13 protein-coding genes are annotated in these 14628 nt (G+C 73.1%); 10 read left to right on the top strand and 3 right to left on the bottom strand.

What is annotated here, in order from left to right:
• Positions 1 to 40 precede the first annotated feature (40 nt).
• From F7Q99_RS33570 to F7Q99_RS33560, 3 genes are all read left to right on the top strand, one after another.
• Positions 41 to 388, top strand: a complete 348-nt coding sequence (locus tag F7Q99_RS33570) for a YciI family protein (RefSeq protein WP_153468822.1) — start codon at positions 41 to 43, stop codon at positions 386 to 388.
• Entirely contained in the window at positions 385 to 1638 is a 1254-nt protein-coding gene (locus F7Q99_RS33565) for an RNA polymerase sigma factor (protein WP_153468819.1), read from the top strand. The genes F7Q99_RS33570 and F7Q99_RS33565 overlap by 4 nt, the downstream gene beginning before the upstream one ends.
• 78 nt (positions 1639 to 1716) lie before the next feature.
• Positions 1717 to 3063 (top strand): DUF2254 domain-containing protein, encoded by a 1347-nt coding sequence (locus tag F7Q99_RS33560; RefSeq protein ID WP_326847441.1) that lies wholly within the window; start codon positions 1717 to 1719, stop codon positions 3061 to 3063.
• 46 nt (positions 3064 to 3109) lie between these two features.
• Here the strand turns inward: F7Q99_RS33560 and F7Q99_RS33555 are convergent, their stop codons facing one another.
• Positions 3110 to 3286: a hypothetical protein gene (locus tag F7Q99_RS33555; protein ID WP_153468813.1), complete on the bottom strand. Its 177-nt coding sequence runs from the start codon at positions 3284 to 3286 to the stop codon at positions 3110 to 3112.
• Between the two features lie 95 nt (positions 3287 to 3381).
• Here F7Q99_RS33555 and F7Q99_RS33550 point away from each other — a divergent pair, with 95 nt between their 5' ends.
• Both F7Q99_RS33550 and F7Q99_RS33545 read left to right on the top strand, forming a co-directional pair.
• On the top strand, positions 3382 to 4560 hold the full coding sequence (locus F7Q99_RS33550) for a cytochrome P450 (protein ID WP_407697909.1): 1179 nt from the start codon (positions 3382 to 3384) through the stop codon (positions 4558 to 4560).
• Between the two features lie 53 nt (positions 4561 to 4613).
• Positions 4614 to 4973 carry a nuclear transport factor 2 family protein gene (locus tag F7Q99_RS33545; protein WP_153468807.1) on the top strand — a complete coding sequence of 120 codons (360 nt, stop codon included), beginning with the start codon at positions 4614 to 4616 and terminating at the stop codon, positions 4971 to 4973.
• 143 nt (positions 4974 to 5116) lie between these two features.
• On the opposite strand, the gene F7Q99_RS33540 is transcribed toward F7Q99_RS33545, so the two are convergent.
• Positions 5117 to 5866 carry a FadR/GntR family transcriptional regulator gene (locus F7Q99_RS33540; RefSeq protein ID WP_326847439.1) on the bottom strand — a complete coding sequence of 250 codons (750 nt, stop codon included), beginning with the start codon at positions 5864 to 5866 and terminating at the stop codon, positions 5117 to 5119.
• Between the two features lie 347 nt (positions 5867 to 6213).
• On the opposite strand from F7Q99_RS33540, the gene F7Q99_RS33535 reads away from it, so the two are divergent.
• The 5 genes from F7Q99_RS33535 to F7Q99_RS33520 are packed head-to-tail and all read left to right on the top strand — an operon-like array spanning position 6214 to position 11861.
• Positions 6214 to 7656, top strand: a complete 1443-nt coding sequence (locus F7Q99_RS33535; RefSeq protein ID WP_153469539.1) for an amino acid permease — start codon at positions 6214 to 6216, stop codon at positions 7654 to 7656.
• A complete protein-coding gene (locus F7Q99_RS42010; protein ID WP_230211133.1) occupies positions 7653 to 9011 on the top strand; it encodes a glutamine synthetase family protein in 1359 nt (452 codons plus the stop codon). Before F7Q99_RS33535 ends, F7Q99_RS42010 begins: the two co-directional genes overlap by 4 nt.
• A complete protein-coding gene (locus F7Q99_RS42005) occupies positions 9008 to 9718 on the top strand; it encodes a gamma-glutamyl-gamma-aminobutyrate hydrolase family protein (RefSeq protein ID WP_326847438.1) in 711 nt (236 codons plus the stop codon). The genes F7Q99_RS42010 and F7Q99_RS42005 overlap by 4 nt, the downstream gene beginning before the upstream one ends.
• The gene (locus F7Q99_RS33525; protein WP_153468801.1) at positions 9715 to 11088 is read left to right on the top strand and encodes an aldehyde dehydrogenase family protein; all 1374 of its coding nucleotides are present in this window, start codon (positions 9715 to 9717) and stop codon (positions 11086 to 11088) included. Before F7Q99_RS42005 ends, F7Q99_RS33525 begins: the two co-directional genes overlap by 4 nt.
• Before the next feature lie 5 nt (positions 11089 to 11093).
• Positions 11094 to 11861, top strand: coding sequence for a 3-oxoacyl-ACP reductase (locus F7Q99_RS33520; protein ID WP_153468798.1), 768 nt, complete (start codon positions 11094 to 11096; stop codon positions 11859 to 11861).
• 112 nt (positions 11862 to 11973) lie between these two features.
• Here F7Q99_RS33520 and F7Q99_RS33515 read toward each other — a convergent pair whose 3' ends face one another.
• Positions 11974 to 14550 (bottom strand): SCO7613 C-terminal domain-containing membrane protein, encoded by a 2577-nt coding sequence (locus F7Q99_RS33515; protein ID WP_153468795.1) that lies wholly within the window; start codon positions 14548 to 14550, stop codon positions 11974 to 11976.
• Positions 14551 to 14628 lie beyond the last annotated feature (78 nt).

The raw sequence follows: 14628 nt of genomic DNA, 5'->3' as shown, positions 1-14628 counted from the left end.
GTGACCGACCGGAACGCACCGGACGACGAGGAGGATCGAGATGCGCTACCTGCTGATGATCTGCACGGACGAGAACGCCGTCGGCGCGCTCGGGCCCGAGGAGGGCGCGGCGATGCTCGCCCAGTACACCGCCTTCGGCGAGGAGATGGGCCGGCGCGGCGTGCTCCTCGGCGGGGAGCGGCTGCGGCCGACCACGGACGCCACCACCGTGCGGGTGCGCGGCGACGAGGTGCTGGTGGCCGACGGCCCGTTCGCGGAGACGAAGGAACAGGTGGGCGGCTACTACATGGTCGACGCCCGGGACCTCGACGAGGCGATCGAGATCGCGTCGAAGATCCCCGGGGCCCGCCACGGGACGATCGAGGTGAGACCGATCTGGGAGCGATGACCGACCACGCGGCGGACGCCGTCGCCGAGACCTTCCGCTCCGAGTGGGGCCGCATCGTCGCCGTCCTGATCCGCTGGACCGGCGACTGGGACCTCGCCGAGGAGTGCGCCCAGGACGCCTTCGCGAAGGCACTGGAGCGGTGGGGCCGGGACGGCGTCCCCGCCAACCCCAGGGCGTGGCTGATCGCCACGGCCCGCAACCGGGCCGTGGACCGGCTGCGCCGTACCCGGACCGAGGCCGCGAAGCTCCGGGAGCTCGCCATGACCACCCCCGACCCCGAACCACCCGTGGTGGACGACAGCGGCATCGGCGACGACCGGCTGCGGCTGATCTTCACCTGCTGCCACCCCGCCCTGCCGCTGGAGGCCCGGGTCGCGCTCACCCTGCGGACCCTCGCCGGGCTGACCACCCCGGAGATCGCCCGCGCCTTCCTGGTCTCGGACCAGGCGATGGCCAAGCGCCTGGTCCGGGCCAAGGCCAAGATCCGCAACGCGAACATCCCGTACCGGACGCCGCCCGGCCACCTGCTGCCGGAGCGCACGGCGGGCGTGCTCGCGGTGCTCTACCTGCTGTTCAACGAGGGCTACAGCGCGACCGGGGGCGCCGACCTGATCCGGGCCGGCCTCTGCGCGGAGGCCGTCCGGCTGGCTCGCCTGCTGGTGGAGCTGATGCCGGACGAGCCCGAGGCGCTCGGCCTGCTCGCGCTCATGCTGCTGCACGACGCCCGCCGGGCGGGCCGGGTGAACGAGGCGGGTGAACTCGTCCCCCTGGAGGAGCAGGACCGAACCCGCTGGAACGCGGAGACCATAGCCGAGGGCCGCGCCGTCCTCTCCGACGCCGCCCGGCGGTCGGCTCGCCCCGGCTTCTACCAGCTCCAGGCCGCGATCGCCGCCTGTCACGCAACGGCGCGCACGGCCGCGGACACCGACTGGCCCCGGATCGCCCGCCTGTACGGCCGCCTGGCCGAGCTGACCCCCTCGCCCGTGGTCGCCCTGAACCTGGCCGTGGCGAGAGCGATGGCCGAGGGCCCGGCCGTGGGCCTGGAACTCCTCACCCACCTGTCGGACGATCCGCGGCTGGCCGACAACCACCTGCTCCCCGCCACCCGCGCCGATCTGCTCCGCCGCCTCGGCCGCCACCGGGAAGCGGCAGCCTCCTACCGCGAGGCGCTGGCGCTCGCCGGCAGCGACGCCGAACTCCGCTACCTCCGCCGCCGTCTGGCGGAGGTGGCACCACCTGACGGGCGGTAGGCCTCTGCAGGGCCCGCACGGGCCCGGGTGTTTAGGGTGGATATGTTCCGCTCGGCCGGACGTACGGAGGTGGGCGAGGTGATCCGCGGTGTCCACCTGGAGGCGCAGTGGCGGCGGGAGGCGCTGCGGACCAACCTGTGGGTCGTGCCGATCCTGGAGGTCGGGCTCGCCGGACTGCTGTTCGTGGTCACCGTGTCGCTGGACCGCGCCGCCTACCGCGGGGACCTGGACCTGCCGTCCTTCGTCATCAGCGGGACGGCCGACGCCGCGCGGCAGACCCTGGCGGCCATCGCCGCGGCGCTGATCACCGTCGTGGGCGTGGTGTTCTCCATCATGATCGTGACGCTGACGCTGGCCTCCACCCAGTTCGGTCCGCGCATGCTGCGTACCTTCATCCGGGACCGCACCACCCAGCTGACCCTCGGCACTTTCGTCGGCACGTTCGTCTACGCGATCCTCTCGCTGGTCGTCATCGGACCGGCCTCGCACGGCGACTTCGTGCCCCACCTGTCCATCACGGTGTGCATGGGCCTGGTCATGGCCGACCTCGCCGTGCTGATCTACTTCATCCACCACATCGCCACCTCCATCCAGCTGCCCCGGGTGATCGCCAGCATCGCGGCGGAGCTGTCCGAGGCGATCGAGGCGGGCGCGGGCGGGCAGGAGCCGGCGGGCGTGGCCGCGGCGGGGCCGACCGCCGCCGAACTGAACGCCCGGCTCGACACCTCGGGGGCGGCCGTCCCGGCGCCGGCCAGCGGGTACCTGCAGTTCGTCCGGCACCGCACGCTCGTGCGGATGGCGACCGAACTCGACGCCGTCATCCGGCTGGACCACCGGCCCGGGCACTTCCTGGTGCAGGGGCACCAGCTGGCCACCGTCTGGCCCGCCGAGGCGGCACCCGAGGTGGCCCGCAGCTTCGCCCGCGCCCACATCACCGGCTCGACCCGCACCCTCGCCCAGGACATCGCCTTCGCCGTCGACCAGCTGGTGGAGATCGCCATCCGGGCGCTGTCCACCGCCGTGAACGACACCTTCACCGCCCTGACCTGCATCGACTGGCTCGGCGAAGGCCTGTGCCGGATCGCCTCGCGCTGGAGCCCGAACCCGGTCCACCGGGACGAGGCCGGGTACATCCGGGTGATGACCGTCCCCGTGAGCTACGAGCGGCTGGTCCAGCGCGCCTTCGAGAAGATCCGCCAGGCCGCCCCCGGCATGCCGGCGATCCTGATCCGCCAGCTCGACGCACTCGCCGAGATCATGGCGGAGACCAGGACCGAACCGCAGCGCCGGGTGCTCCTCGCCCAGGCCGAGATGATCGAACGGCTGAGCCGGGAGTCGGTGGCCGAGGCCGCCGACCGTCATGACGTCCACCGCCGCTACCTGGCCGTCCTGGCGGCCCATGCCCACGTCACCGAACCCGGCTGACGCAGGGCCGACGTACGGAGCCCCGCCTCGGGGAGCGCCCCCATGGTCAGGCCGGGTCTTCGAAGCCGGACTCGACGGGCTCCGGCAGGTCCTCGCGGACCCAGCCCTCGTTCTCCAGCCGGATGTACTGGATGGCGACGGGCTTTTGCTGCCGTTCGCACTCCGGACCGGTCTGGCCGCGTCGGTCCGTCCAGAGGTGGAGGTTTCGGTAGTGTCGGCGCAATAGAGGAAAGCTGCCAAAGCGGCCCAAGTCTCGGTGAAAATCGGACAGTTGGACGTTAGGTCTTTCCTTTCGCCTGTCGAACCAGGAGGCCCCCCATCACGTCCGCCGCCACAGGTCTCCCCCCGCTACACCGGCTCCCCTTCGCCCCTGCCCAGCCGCCCCGGCCGACCGCGCTGGCCGACGGAACACCCGCCTGGCTGGTCACGCGCTACCGCGACGTGCGCAGGGTGCTCACCGACCCGCGCTTCACCCGGGACGACCTACACACCGTCGGCACCGGCGGGAAGGGCGCCGAGGTGGCCAGCAATCCGGCGTCGATGTTCAACCTCGACGGCCCGGACCACCACCGGCTCCGCGTTACCGTCCAGCGGGCCTTCACCCCCCGCGCGGTCGAGGCCTGGCAGCCGTGGGTCGCCGAGGCCGTCCAGCGCGCGGTGGACGCCCTGGCGGCGGGCGCGCCCCCGGTCGACCTGGTCACCGCGTTCACCCGGCCGGTGCCCTTCGCGGTGACCAGCCGCCTGATGGGGCTGGACGGCCCGGACGGCATCGACGAGGCCCGCCTGCACCGCTGGGCCCGGGTTCTGCAGGCGGACGGTGACCGCGGCGATTGCGCCGCGTCCGACCTCGCCGAATCCACCGCCTACGCCGCCGAACTGATCGCCCGCCGCCGCCGTGAGGGCGGCGAGGACCTGGTCAGCAGCCTGGTCCGCGCTGCCGACGAGGACGGCGGGATCCCGGAGAGCTGGCTCGTCTACCTGGTCTGCGGCCTGGCCGCCAGCGGCAACGAGAGCGTCACCGGCGCCCTCGGCAACGCCCTCCTCTACCTGCTCGACGAGCGCCCGGCCCACTGGCCCCGCCTCGCCGACCCCGGCGCCGCGGAACGCGCCACCGAACGGCTGCTGCACTTCATCCCGCTCGGTGACGACGAGGCCACCACCCGCCGCGCCGCCGAGCCGGTCGACCTGGGCGGGGTGACGATCCCGGCCGGCGCCGTCCTGGCCGTCAGCCTCAACAGCGCCAACCGCGACGGCACGGTCTTCCCGGACGGCCTCGACGCCGATCTCGAGACCCCGCTCGCCGCCCCGACCATGGCCTTCAGCGCCGGCCCGCACTACTGCCTGGGCGCCTGGCGGGTGCGCTTGGAGATGCGGGAGTCCCTCCAGCGCCTGGCCGCCGCCCTTCCCGGCCTGCGCCTGGTCGAGCCCGCCGCCCGGATCCGCTGGCAGCTCGGCGGCACGACCCGCAGCCCCGAGCACCTTCCGGTCACCTGGTAGCGCTTTCCGCAAAAGCGGGCGGACGCAGCCCGATTGACGTAGCGTCCACGGTTATGGATCTCGCCTTCGCCTCCCGTTTCGCCCAGGAGTGGGCCGCCGCCTGGAACTCGCGCGACCTGGAGCGCATCCTCGCGCACTACACCGAGGACGTGGTCTTCGCCTCACCCCGCATCGTGGAGTTCCTCGGCGACCCGTCCGGCGAGGTGATCGGCAAGCGGGCCCTGCGCGCCTACTGGGCCAAGGGCCTCCAGCTCCTGCCCGACCTGCACTTCACCGTCGAGGACGTCCGCGCCTCCGTCGACACGGTCGTCATCAACTACCGCAACGAGCGCGGCCAGGCCGTCGCCGAGGTGCTGACCTTCCGCGACGGCCTGGTCTGCCGCGGCCTGGGCGCCTACGGTCCCGAGGCCTGAACCGCTGCGGTCCTTCGTCGATGCGTCGAAGGACCTGTGTGAACTCACCGGTCTCCGTGCGCCGGTTGTGACGGTTCGAATGCGTCCTCGCCCGGCGAGCGTGCGCCGTCAGCCCCTGATCCCCCAGGGCGTGTCGCCGAGCCTCAGGCCAGGAAGCCCCGGAGCAGTGCGGCTGTCGCGGCGAGGTGTTCCTCGGTGGCGCGCCGGGCGGCGTCACCGTCGCCGGCGAGGATCGCCCGGACCATCGCCCGGTGCTGCTCGGCGGCGTGCTCGATGTTCCGGTCCAGCATCGGGATGGCGTTGAGCAGGTCGTTGAGGCGCATCCTGGCCTCGGCGATGGCCGCGGCGAGGGTGGGGGAGCCGGTGAGCTCGCCGATGGCGAGGTGGAAGCGCGAGTCCAGCTGGCGGTAGTGCTCCGGCGGGGCTCCCTCCAGGTCGGTCAGCCGGCTCTCCAGGTGGGCTCTCTGGTCGGGGGAGAGGGCGCGGCGTGCGGTCGCCTCGGCGGCGCCGACCTCCAGCACCTGGCGGTAGGCCAGCGCGTCCTCCAGTGCGCCGCCGAGGTCGCGGGCCGCCCGGCGCAGGTCGGCGACATCCGGTGCGGGCATCCGGTAGGTGACGAAGGTGCCGCCGTACCGGCCGCGGCGGGGTTCGACGCAGCCGGCCTGCTGCAGCGTGCGGAGCGCCTCGCGCAGGGTCTCCCGGCTGACGCCGAGCCGGGCGGCGAGGTCCCGTTCGGCGGGCAGCCGGTCGCCGAAGCCGAAGACGCCGAGCTTGATCGCCTGGAGCAGCCTCTCGACGGTCTCCTCGAAGGCGTTGCCGGTCCGGACCGGGCGGAAGATCGCCCCGGCCTGCCAGTCGAGCCGCGCCTGCTCACGTGCTTCGTCCAGGTCCACGCCGGAATCGTACCTACGAGCGGGTTCTCGGACTCGTTCCGTCTCGTTCCCTCTTCGCTCTTGACGCGGCCCGGGCCCAACCGGAACGATGCTGCTCACCCACCCCAATGGCCTGATTCCAGACCATTGAAGAGCCGTCCGAACCGTCGAACCCGCCGGGGCGACCGCGCCACGCCGTCGTGGCCGTGTGCTCCCCCGGCACACCTCAACCCCCAGGGGTGCCCATGACCGACGCACGCTCACCCGACCACCCTGCCCCCGCCGTGTTTCCGGAGAACACCGCCCCCGTTTCCGCAGACGAACAGCGGCTCCGCGAACTGGGCTACACCCAGGAACTGGCCCGCTCGATGTCGGGCTTCTCCAACTTCGCCGTCTCCTTCTCCATCGTCTCGATCCTCTCCGGCTGCCTGACCCTGTACGGGACGGGGATGAACACCGGCGGCCCCGCCATGATCATCTGGGGCTGGCCCGTGGTCGGCCTGCTGACGCTCTGCGTCGGCCTGGCGATGGCCGAGATCTGCTCCAGCTACCCGACCGCCGGCGGGCTCTACTACTGGTCCGCCAAGCTCGCCCGCACCCGCGGCCCGGCCTGGAGCTGGTTCACCGGCTGGTTCAACTTCCTCGGCCAGGTCGCGGTGACCGCCGGCGTCGACTACGGCGCCGCCTTCTTCACCAACGCCTTCCTCACCCTCCAGTTCGGCATCGAGGCCAGCCCCGAGCACACCATGGAGATCTTCGCCGTCATCCTGCTGGCGCACGGTCTGCTCAACACCCTGGGCGTACGCCTCGTCGCCGTCCTCAACAACCTGTCCGTCTGGTGGCACCTGGTCGGCGTCGCCGCCATCGTCGGCGCGCTCGTCCTCCTCCCCGACCAGCACGCCTCCGCCTCGTTCGTCTTCACCGAGTTCGTCAACAACACCGGTTTCCAGAACCAGTTCTACGTCGCGATGCTCGGCCTGCTGATGGCCCAGTACACCCTCACCGGCTACGACGCCTCCGCGCACATGACCGAGGAGACCCACGATGCCGCCCGCTCCGGCCCGCGCGGCATCGTCAACGCCATCACCGTCTCCCTGGTCGCCGGCTGGGTGCTGCTGCTCGGCATCACCTTCGCCATCCGGGACTACGACGGCGCACTCAACAGCGACACCGGCGTGCCGCCCGCGCAGATCTTCATCGACGCCATCGGCGCCGACGGCGCGAAGCTCCTGCTGCTCATCGTCATCGGCGCCCAGTTCTTCTGCGGCATGGCCTCCGTCACCGCCAACTCCCGCATGATCTACGCCTTCTCCCGGGACGGCGCGCTGCCCGGCTCACGCCTCTGGCACCGCATCGACCCGCGCACCCAGACCCCGACCAACGCGGTCTGGATGGCGACCGGCGGCGCGCTGCTGCTCGGGCTGCCCGCGCTCTGGAACACCACCGCCTACACCGCCGTGACCTCCATCTCCGTCATCGGCCTCTACATCTCCTACGTCATCCCGGTGTACCTGCGGCTGCGCCAGGGCGAGGACTTCCCTCGCGGACCCTGGCACCTGGGCCGGTGGAGCCGGCCGATCGGCGTCGTCGCGGTCGGCTGGACGGCGGTGATCACCGTCCTGTTCATGCTCCCCACCGTCAGCCCGATCACCGCCGAGAGCTTCAACTACACCCCCGTCGCCGTGGCCGTCGTGCTCGGCTTCGCCGGCCTGTGGTGGCTGGCCTCCGCCCGGCACTGGTTCACCGGGCCCCACGTCCAGAGCACGCCACCCGAGCCCGACGCACGGGACACCGAACTGGAGGTCCGATGACCAGCCCCCGGCTCACCCTCGACGAGCTGCGCGCCCGCGTCGCCGACGGGTCCGTCGACACCGTCGTGCTCGCCATGACCGACATGCAGGGGCGCCTCCAGGGCAAACGCGTCGCCGCCGAGTACTTCCTCACCGACGTCGTGCCCGGTGCCGCGGAGGGCTGCGGCTACCTGCTGGCCGTCGACATCGACATGAACACCGTCGAGGGCTACGAGATCTCCTCCTGGGAGCGCGGCTACGGAGACCTGGTGCTGCGCCCCGACCTCGCCACCCTGCGGGCCGTGCCCTGGCACCCCGCCACCGTCATGGTCCAGTGCGACGTCACCCACCACGACGGCAGCCCCGTCGCCGTCTCCCCGCGGCAGGTCCTGCAACGCCAGCTGGACCGCCTGGCCGGCTACGGCTGGCAGGCCCACGCCGCCACCGAGCTGGAGTTCATCGTCTTCCGGGACAGCTACGAACAGGCCTGGGACAAGGACTACACCCGGCTCACCCCGGCGAACCAGTACAACGTGGACTACTCGATCCTCGGTACCGGCCGGATCGAGCCCCTGCTGCGCCGGCTCCGCAACGACATGGCCGGCGCCGGCCTCACCGTCGAGTCCGCCAAGGGCGAGTGCAACCTCGGCCAGCACGAGATCGCCTTCAAGTACGCCGACGCCCTCACCACCTGCGACAACCACGCCGTCTACAAGACCGGAGCCAAGGAGATCGCCGCCCAGGAGGGCTGCAGCCTCACGTTCATGGCGAAGTACGACGAACGCGAGGGCAACTCCTGCCACATCCACCTCAGCCTGCGCGACCAGCAGGGCGCACCCGTGTTCGCCGGCGACCGGCCGCACGGCTTCTCCCGCACCATGGAGCACTTCCTTGCCGGGCAGCTCGCCTGCCTGGCCGACTTCGCCCTGCTGCTCGCACCCACCGTCAACTCCTACAAGCGCTACGTGCCCGGCAGCTTCGCGCCCACCGCCATCGCATGGGGCCGCGACAACCGCACCTGCGCCCTGCGTGTGGTCGGCCACGGCCCGTCGCTGCGCTTCGAGAACCGCGTCCCCGGCGGCGACGTCAACCCGTACCTCGCGATCGCCGCCCTGATCGCGGCCGGGCTGCACGGCGTCGAGCAACAGCTCGAACTCGAACCGGAGTTCACCGGCAACGCGTACGCCTCCGACGCGCCCAGGGTGCCCGCCACCCTGCGCGACGCGGTCGACGCCTTCGAGCGCAGCGCCGTCGCCACCGAGGCCTTCGGCAAGGACGTCGTCCGGCACTACACCCACGCCGGACGCACCGAACTCGCGGCCTACGACAGGGCGGTGACCGACTGGGAGCGGCGCCGCGGATTCGAGCGGCTGTGAGCCGCGACCGCCGACGACCGCTGATCGGCGTCACCAGCTACCAGGACGACGCCGCCTGGTCCGTCTGGAACCAGCGCGCCTCCCTCGTGCCCCAGACGTACGTCGACGCCGTCGTCCGCGCGGGCGGCACCCCGGTGCTGCTGCCGCCGCAACCCGGCGGGGCCGACCACCTGCTCGACGCCCTGGACGGGCTCGTCCTCGCCGGCGGACCGGACGTCGACCCGGCCCGGTACGCGGCGACCGCCGATCCGCGCACCGGCCCGCCCCACCACGCACGGGACGACTGGGAGAGCAGACTCCTGGGCGCCGCGCTGGCCCGGGACCTGCCGTTGCTCGGCATCTGCCGCGGCATGCAGCTGCTCAACGTCGAACTCGGCGGCACCCTCCTCCAGCACCTGCCCGACGGGAGCCACCAGATCGTCCCTGCCCGCTTCGTCCGCCACCGCGTCGGCCTGGTGGAAGGCAGCCGGCTCGCCGCCGTCCTGGGGCCGGCCGCCGAGGTCTCCTGCTACCACCACCAGGCCGTCGACCGGCTCGGCACCGGCTTGCAGGCCAGCGCCCGGAGCGCGGACGGCACCGTCGAGGCGCTCGAACTGCCGGGCCACCGCTTCGCGTTGGGCGTCCAGTGGCACCCCGAGACCGACCCCGACGACCTGCGCCTCTTCCACGCCCTGATCACCGCCAGCCACCGGGAGACCACCCCATGACCGAACCGGACCTCTTCGAGGTCGTCAACCCCGCCACCGAGGAGGTGATCACCACCGTCGAACTCGCCGGGCTCGCCGAGACCGACGCCGCCGTCGCCCGCGCCCGCGCCGCCTTCGACACCTGGCGCCGGGTGGCCCCCGCCGACCGGGCCCGGCTGCTGCGCGCCTTCGCCGCCGCCGTCGACGCCGACCGCGAGCACCTCGCCGCACTGGACGTCGCCAACGCCGGCCACACCATCGGCAACGCGCGCTGGGAGGCGGGCAACGCGCGTGACGTCATCGAGTACTACGCCGCCGCCCCCGAGCGGCTGTTCGGCCGGCAGATCCCCGTCGCCGGCGGCATCGACGTCACCTTCCAGGAACCGATCGGCGTGGTCGGGGTCATCGTGCCGTGGAACTTCCCGTTGCCGATCGCCGCCTGGGCCCTGGCCCCGGCACTGGCCGCCGGCAACACCGTCATCGTCAAACCGGCCGAACTCACCCCGCTCACCGCCCTGCGCCTCGGCGAACTCGCCCTCCAGGCCGGGATCCCGGAGGGCGTGCTGCAGATCCTGCCCGGCCGCGGACCGGTCGTCGGACAGCGCTTCGTCACCCACCCCGACGTGCGCAAGGTGGTGTTCACCGGCTCGACCCGGGTCGGCAAGGAGATCATGGCGGGCTGCGCCGCCCAGGTGAAGCCCGTCACCCTCGAACTCGGCGGCAAGAGCGCCAACATCGTCTTCGCCGACGCCGATCTCGCCAGGGCCGCCGCGACCGCACCGTACGCGGTCTTCGACAACGCCGGCCAGGACTGCTGCGCCCGCTCCCGGATCCTGGTCGAAGCATCCGTGTTCGACGAGTTCCTGGCACTCCTGGAACCAGCCGTCCGCGGGGTGCGGGTCGGCGACCCGGCCGACGAGAAGACCGAGATGGGCCCGCTGATCTCCGCCGCCCACCGGGCGCGGGTCTCCTCCTACGTCCCGGACGGGTCGGCCGTCGCCTTCCGTGGCAGCGCCCCCGACGGGCCCGGCTTCTGGTACCCGCCGACCGTCCTCGCGCCCGTGCGGCACGACGACCGCGCCTTCACCGAGGAGATCTTCGGCCCGGTCGTCGCGGTCGTCCCGTTCCGCGACGAAGAGGACGCCCTGCGCATCGCCAACGCCACGGAGTACGGGCTGTCCGGCTCCATCTGGACGAGGGACGTCGGGCGCGCACTGCGGGTCTCGCGCGGCGTCGACGCCGGCAACCTCTCCGTCAACTCGCACTCCTCGGTGCGCTACACCACGCCGTTCGGCGGCTTCAAGCAGTCCGGACTCGGCCGCGAGCTCGGCCCGGACGCCCTCGACGCCTTCACCCAGACCAAGAACGTCTTCATCTCCACGGAGGATTGATCAGCATGACCCAGCGACTCGACGGCCGGGTGGCCGTCATCACCGGCGCGGGCAGCGGCATCGGCCTGGCGACCGCCCGCCGTTTCGCCTCCGAGGGCGCCAAGGTGGTCTGCGTCGATCTCGACGCGGAGACCGGGGCCAAGGCCGCGAGCGAGGTCGGCGGCCTCTTCATCGAGGCCGACGTGACCGACGAGCAGGCGGTGCGCGACCTCTTCCAGCGGGTCGTCGACGAGTTCGGGCGCCTGGACATCACCTTCAACAACGCGGGCATCTCCCCGCCGGACGACGACTCCATCCTGGTCACCGGCCTGGACGCCTGGAAGCGCGTCCAGGAGGTCAACCTGACCAGCGTCTACCTGTGCTGCAAGTACGCCATCCCGCACATGCAGCGGCAGGGCAAGGGCTCGATCATCAACACCGCCTCGTTCGTCGCCGTGATGGGCGCGGCCACGTCGCAGATCTCCTACAGCGCCTCCAAGGGCGGAGTGCTGGCCATGTCCCGCGAGCTGGGCGTGCAGTTCGCCCGCGAGGGCATCCGGGTCAACGCCCTGTGCCCCGGCCCGGTGAACACCCCGTTGCTGCAGGAACTGTTCGCCAAGGACCCGGAGCGGGCCGCCCGCCGACTGGTCCACATCCCGCTCGGCCGCTTCGCCGAGCCCGAGGAGATCGCCGCCGCGGTGGCCTTCCTCGCCTCCGACGACTCGTCCTTCATGACCGCCAACACCTTCCTCGTCGACGGCGGCATCTCCGGCGCCTACGTGACGCCGCAGTAGCGGCGGCCGACCCCGGAGGACGCCGACGGCTCGTCCGCCCCTGCCTTGGGGCGGACGAGCCGTCGGCGGTACGGGCCTGCTCCCCTCATGCGGGGCAGGCGGGCCATGTGCGTCAGGTGAGGCGGCGGAAGGCGGTGTGGAGGCGGCGGGCGTCGCGGAGACGCTGCTCGTAGGTGGCGCCGAGGGCGAGCAGGAGAAGGCCGGCGGCGGCGAGCGGGGCCCAGCGGGGGAGGAGGCCGAGGGCCTGGACGACGGTGGGAGCGAGCTCGTGGACGGCGACCACGAGGAGGGTGGCGCCGCCGAGGACGACTGGGCTCTGGAGGCGCAGACGCACGCCGAGGACGGTAGCGGTCAGCGCCGCGCAGCCGAGCAGCAGGGGCCGCAGCCAGTGGCCGTCCGCGAAGAGGGCGGGCACGCTGGGTAGCAGGCCGACGGCCAGGCCGAGGCCGTACGCCGGCCAGGAGCCGATCTCGGGGAAACGGCGCCGCCGCAGGTGGCCGAGGACGAGTGCCGCGGCCGCGACGGACAGGCCGTACGCCTCGGGCTCGCGGATCTCCCACTGCGCGAGCCGGATCCAGGAGGCGCCGATCAGCAGCGCGACTCCCACACCCGGGGCAATCTGCCGGCGGTCGGCCCGCAGTGCGACGCCGAGGGCGGCCACCCCGGCCACCGCCAGGTCGAAGGAGAGACGGCCGGGGTGGTCCGTCGTCAGCAGCAGGGCGACGGCGGCGAGTCCGTACCCGGCGACCTCGACCGCGAGCGCGACGGGCCGCGCGTCGATCCGAGCCGCCACCGGGGCGGTGGCGACGGCGACCGCGAGGACGGCGAGCAGCAGGTCGGGCAGCGCGAACCCGGCCGTGGCGCCGACGGCGGCCGCCTCCGCACCGAGCGCCACGACAGCCAGGGCGGCGGTGACGGCGGGGGCCGGGCGCCCACGGACGGTCAGCGCGACGGCGAGCGCCGCGCCGAGCGCCAGGACGGCGATGGTGGCCGGACGGTCGGCGAGCGCCCAGAGAAGTGCCAAGGTGGCCGCGGTGGCCGGCCCCGCCACGATCTGCTGACGGGCCGCCGCCCACCAGCCGCCCGCGAGCGCGAGCGCCGTCACGACGCCCACCACCACCGGGTACGGCAGGCCGAAGGCCACGGGCAGCAGCGCGAGCGCCACCGCCGTCATCGCCGACAGCGCCGCATCCGCCCCGTCCACGGTGAACCCGAGCACCCGGACGGTCCCGGCAGTGGCGACCAGCAGCCAGAGGCAGGTCAGCGCGGCGGTCGACGCGTGCCAACTCCAGCCCGGCGTAAGCCCGTTCACCCAGGCCGCACGAAGGTGTGCCGATGTCGACGGCTCGAACACTGCGGGCAGCAGCTGCACCGCCGACACCAGCGCGGCGGCCGACACCACACCGCCCGCCACCACCAGCAATCCGACCGGGATCACCCGCCCGTCGCGCCGACCCCGCCGCAGCCGTGCGGCGGCCGCGACGGTGAGAAGGGCGGCCGGTGCGGCGTAGCCGACCGCGCCCCAGCCCGCCGGGAGCAGGGTGCAGAGCGTTCCACCGGCAGCCGCCAGCGCCGCCGCACCCGCCGTGGCGGCGGCCGTACGACGGGCCGTGGTGCCCAGCCCGGGGTAGCCGAACCGGGGGTGGGGCAGGGCGACGGCGAGGGCGAGCAGAGTGAGGGCGCCGAGCGGCAGCCAGGCCTGGAGCGAGACGGCGAGCCGGTCGTCGTCGGACTTGTGCCACAGGTCGAGCCCGGCCGCCAGCGAGGCGTTCAGGGCGAGCGCGCCCGCGGTCGCGGTCCAGACGGTGGTGATGACGACGGCGGCGGGGAGCAGGGCATTCATCCGCAGCCGAGTGCGCCACTGCGGGCGTCCGGCGAGCTCCCGCAGCAACGGGTAGTCCACGGCGGCGGTGGCGACCATCGCGGTGGCCGGGGCGGTGAAGGAGTCGAGGCGGAGGGCGAACACGAGCAGCAGCCCGGGCAGCCGGGCCAGCAGGAAGCCGGCCAGCAGCGGCACCCGCAGCCGCAGCGCGCAGCCGTACGCCACCGAACCGGTGGACACCAGGGTGGTGACGAAAGCCCAGTAGCCGGGGGCGCGCACGGCGTCGAGCCCGGCCAGCCCGGCGTACCGCAGGGCGAGGCAGTCCACCAGGACCAGGGCGAGGCCGATCGCGGCGAAGGTCTCGGCGGTGGCCGAGAGCCGGCGGCGACGCAGTGGCAGCGGGGCGGCGAGGGCGCAGCCGGTCACCGCGAGCAGCACGGCGGTGCGTCCGCCGATGTCGAGCCGGCCCCAGCTGACCACCGTGAACACCAGTGCGGCGATGCTCACCAGCACGCCGCCGAGCACCAGCAGCACGTTCTGGGCGGACCGGCCGGAAACCTCGGGCCCTACAGGCTGCGGCACGCTCCGCACCTGCGGCGGCGGGGGAGCCGCGACGGGCCGGTCGCGCAACGCCCGCAGCTTGGCGAGCAGCTCCGCGCGCAGCCGCAGCAGCGTCTCCCGCTGCTGCTCGACAGCCTCGAGCCCCTTCTCCACCTGCCGGAGCCGCTCGGCCAGGCCGCCGTGCAGCGGCAGCCGGCAGGCGGGGCAGCGGGCGGGCATGGTCGGGTCGAGCGTGGCGCCGCAGTCGGGGCACCCGAGCGGTGCGCGAGGCGGCTGCCCGGGTACGGGCGGCATGCTGCTGGTCATGGTCGGGAGTCTGGCCGCTGGTGCGAGGCGCGCGCATGAGTAGCCGTACTCAATTCGATCAGGGCCGGGTGCTCGGCG

It is taken from the genome of Streptomyces kaniharaensis (assembly GCF_009569385.1).
In the GTDB taxonomy this organism is placed as follows: domain Bacteria; phylum Actinomycetota; class Actinomycetes; order Streptomycetales; family Streptomycetaceae; genus Kitasatospora; species Kitasatospora kaniharaensis.
The sequence above is the reverse complement of the archived record's forward strand: the minus strand, read 5'-3'. Positions and strand labels throughout refer to the sequence as shown.

Excerpts from the sequence above, each read along its gene's own strand:
- F7Q99_RS33565 (WP_153468819.1), top strand. The coding sequence starts at position 385 with ATGACCGACCACGCGGCGGACGCCGTCGCCGAGACCTTCCGCTCCGAG.
- F7Q99_RS33535 (WP_153469539.1), top strand. The coding sequence starts at position 6,214 with ATGTCGGGCTTCTCCAACTTCGCCGTCTCCTTCTCCATCGTCTCGATC.
- F7Q99_RS33515 (WP_153468795.1), bottom strand. The coding sequence starts at position 14,550 with ATGACCAGCAGCATGCCGCCCGTACCCGGGCAGCCGCCTCGCGCACCG.
- F7Q99_RS33525 (WP_153468801.1), top strand. The coding sequence starts at position 9,715 with ATGACCGAACCGGACCTCTTCGAGGTCGTCAACCCCGCCACCGAGGAG.
- F7Q99_RS33545 (WP_153468807.1), top strand. The coding sequence starts at position 4,614 with ATGGATCTCGCCTTCGCCTCCCGTTTCGCCCAGGAGTGGGCCGCCGCC.
- F7Q99_RS33520 (WP_153468798.1), top strand. The coding sequence starts at position 11,094 with ATGACCCAGCGACTCGACGGCCGGGTGGCCGTCATCACCGGCGCGGGC.
- F7Q99_RS42010 (WP_230211133.1), top strand. The coding sequence starts at position 7,653 with ATGACCAGCCCCCGGCTCACCCTCGACGAGCTGCGCGCCCGCGTCGCC.
- F7Q99_RS33570 (WP_153468822.1), top strand. The coding sequence starts at position 41 with ATGCGCTACCTGCTGATGATCTGCACGGACGAGAACGCCGTCGGCGCG.